This window comes from Janthinobacterium agaricidamnosum NBRC 102515 = DSM 9628 (assembly GCF_000723165.1).
GTDB classification, from domain to species: Bacteria; Pseudomonadota; Gammaproteobacteria; order Burkholderiales; family Burkholderiaceae_D; genus Janthinobacterium; species Janthinobacterium agaricidamnosum.
The window spans coordinates 5,919,193-5,921,897 of the sequence record NZ_HG322949.1 but is presented as its reverse complement, the minus strand read 5'-3'; the positions used below and the strand labels follow the sequence as shown (position 1 = coordinate 5,921,897).

At 50.9% G+C, this 2,705-nt stretch carries 3 protein-coding genes and 1 pseudogene; all 4 read right to left on the bottom strand.

Annotation, left to right across the window (positions count from 1 at the left end; all coding sequences use genetic code 11):
- Positions 1 to 605: 605 nt before the first annotated feature.
- A complete protein-coding gene (locus GJA_RS25705; RefSeq protein ID WP_038498072.1) occupies positions 606 to 989 on the bottom strand; it encodes a type II toxin-antitoxin system HicB family antitoxin in 384 nt (127 codons plus the stop codon).
- A gap of 8 nt (positions 990 to 997) precedes the next feature.
- Positions 998 to 1,180, bottom strand: a complete 183-nt coding sequence (locus GJA_RS26970) for a type II toxin-antitoxin system HicA family toxin (RefSeq protein WP_081905584.1) — start codon at positions 1,178 to 1,180, stop codon at positions 998 to 1,000.
- Positions 1,181 to 1,640: 460 nt separating this feature from the next.
- On the bottom strand, positions 1,641 to 2,042 hold the full coding sequence (locus GJA_RS27635) for a hypothetical protein (protein ID WP_144241646.1): 402 nt from the start codon (positions 2,040 to 2,042) through the stop codon (positions 1,641 to 1,643).
- A gap of 489 nt (positions 2,043 to 2,531) precedes the next feature.
- A pseudogene (locus tag GJA_RS25700) lies at positions 2,532 to 2,705 on the bottom strand (transposase domain-containing protein); the annotation flags it as partial.

Genomic DNA, 2,705 nt, shown 5'->3' with positions numbered 1-2,705 from the left:
TTTTAAGCCGTTGGCGGCGAATCGGATCGCTATACGCGTCTTTAAATCTGATCTGTTTCGTTCCGGCGGATGCTGAGTGCTCCAAGAGTTTGCGGGAAAATACATAGTCTTTTAGAACGTTAGCGGAATCATGGCGGCTAAGCAAGTATTCAATGACACTGGAAGGCAGCGATTGGTCACCTGCGATCGCCTAGAAACCTTTCTGACGTGCATACGGATGCATCTTTGGTTGTTTTTCCAAGTCGTCAAAAAATGTTTTTGCAAACCTGTATTCTTCTCGAAGACTATTTCGATTACCGAAAAAAAGCTCTTTATTGGCTCGCCACAGTAGGACGCAACCACCAACAAAAGCTATTAAAACTGTTAATATTTTAATTATTAAATCTTTGTCCATGAGGCTAATATTCAATGTTAAGGAGATGTTGCACTGTTCGTAAACACAGGTATATAATTGAACCACTGCGCGCCTTCCGATTCATCCAGCGCGCATAATTCAAGCCGAGCGCACAAGCGCGGAGCAGGGCAGCGGCCAACCTGAAGCCGAGACCATTGATGCACTGTTGCGCCTGAACGAAAGCCTGCCTCTTTGCTGACGCGGGCTTTTTTTATTCCGCCATTGCTCTCATCGCCGCCTGAGCTAAGAAGCCTGAGCGCGTGAGGTGGTGTGATTTTGCGAACTGATCGATATCTCGCAGCAGGCTTTCCGGCAAGGAGATGTTCAGCCGAACCGGCTTGGTGTTGACTTTCGATAGGTCGATATTAACCAGCATCCAGAAACCATCGGCATAGTCCGGATTGCTTGTCCATTTCTCGATGGCGGAAGCTGCTGGAATATTCGTTTCTCGGTCATACATCACCTCAACAGCTTCTTGAGCGGCCTTGCTGAGATCGTGCAGTTCATCGGCGGCGGTATTGACGCCAGGCAGGTCGGGAAAGGAAGCGCCATAGGCGCTGTTGGCGTCTTTCCATACGTAGAGTGGATACAACATTTTTGGCCTCACTTTAATTGAGCTTGTTTCAGGATCGAATTGACCGTGCCTATCGGCAGGTCTTTTTTCGGGTGCGGAACGATCACAGACTTGCCAGTTTTAGGGTTGCGGTATTTGTGATGGCTGCCACGAGTGGAGACGTGTTCCCAGCCATCGGACTTTAGTTGTTTGATTATGTCTGCGCTGTTCATGCAGTCAATTATACACAAAAAATACACAATATTGCATGTGCCAAGTGACTCGATTGCAGTGTGGCAGCGCGTAACTTCGGGATAAGCGCAGGGCGAGTGGAAGTCTCGCGATCATGTGCAGTCTGCGGGCGCTATCAGTCGGATGCTGTCTCTGGGCTGCGCGTCAAATCGACCGCCGGAACGCTGTAACCCGGCACCAACAAGAAGGCCGCTCGCCACTTTCCGGCGCGCGGTTGGGTGGGCGGTCTCCTTGTTGGTGAGTGCGCAGGCTGATGCGAGCTTAAGCAGGTGGTCTATGATACTTTAACGGCCCGAGCCGAGATCAGCGCCGGCCACCAGCTTCAATTTTCGCGGGCGTAGCTCAATTGTTGAGCTGCTCCCCTCCAGGTATAGACGGGGCGATTTCGTTCGCCTGCTTTATATTTTCCCGATCTAAAGACGTGTCCTAGCTTAAGCGGAGTTAGTTCGTCGCCTGTCGAAGCGATGCCTGCCGTATCGAGTTGAAGGAATAGTTGATGCGTTGGAGGTTTGCTTCATATCGGGCGATCCATTCTTTGGCCTCGAGTCTTGCCGATGGTGTGTGCATTGAATATGGAGAGGAAATTACTGACGCAATTTGCTGGTGAGGGAAGTGTAGATTTTTCCCGCGTCCTTTATGGCTTAGCCATATCGGAAGAGTGCCATCGCTACTCAGTATTTTTAGAGCGGAGCTTACTGCTTGTGAATTATAGTTCGGCGATTCATCAAGTGATCGCCCTACAATAAACACCTTTTCAAAAAGAATTCTTGGTTCGTCCATAGCCTCAAGAGAAAACATAATTCTTGACTTGTCAGGCCGCAAATCTTCTGGAAGTGCACCCATGACGCGCCAAAGACAGTACCAAGTCCTACAGACTTGTGGCCGACTTTGATAAATTGTGCAGCCACCGTTGATGCAGTGGCTGCATAAAATGTCGGGCGCTTTCTTCAATTCTTCAGTTTCAATTTGGAGGAGCGAGCAGCAAGCCGTGCACGTGCCGCAGTTTCTATTTGGTACAAGGGAAAGTTGCATGTCAAATCCTTATCCTATTGATGTGCCATTTTCAACAAGCGGGAACCTATTAACGCTTCGGACCGCTCTTAAGATGCTATCAGTCAAAGCCTACTTCCCTGATGAAAGAATTATGGCTGAGTTGGCAACTATATCACTGTCGGTCAGCATGTCTTTGCCTCGCCCATGATGCATTACCATCGTCGTGCTCGTGCTGCTGGCCTGGCCCTGGCTGTGGGGTAAGCGTAAAGCCAGCGCCGTCTTGAGCCAGGCACCGAATTGTTGGATGATGGGATCACACCGCTGGGAAGCGGCGTGTTTTCAGGCCGAGGGAATCTGCGTGGCGCAGTTCCAGGGCAGGAAGTCGTCGACCCGGTTGACCGGATGATCGGCGATGTTGGTCAGCACATGGCGCAGCCAGGCCTCGGGGTCAACACCGTTGAGCCTGGCCGTGCCGATCAGCGAGTAGATGGCGGCGGCACGCTCGCCACCGCT

Bases quoted from the DNA above. Each gene is read 5' to 3' on its own strand.
- GJA_RS26970 (WP_081905584.1), bottom strand. From the start codon at position 1,180: ATGAACAGCGCAGACATAATCAAACAACTAAAGTCCGATGGCTGGGAA.
- GJA_RS27635 (WP_144241646.1), bottom strand. From the start codon at position 2,042: ATGGGTGCACTTCCAGAAGATTTGCGGCCTGACAAGTCAAGAATTATG.
- GJA_RS25705 (WP_038498072.1), bottom strand. From the start codon at position 989: ATGTTGTATCCACTCTACGTATGGAAAGACGCCAACAGCGCCTATGGC.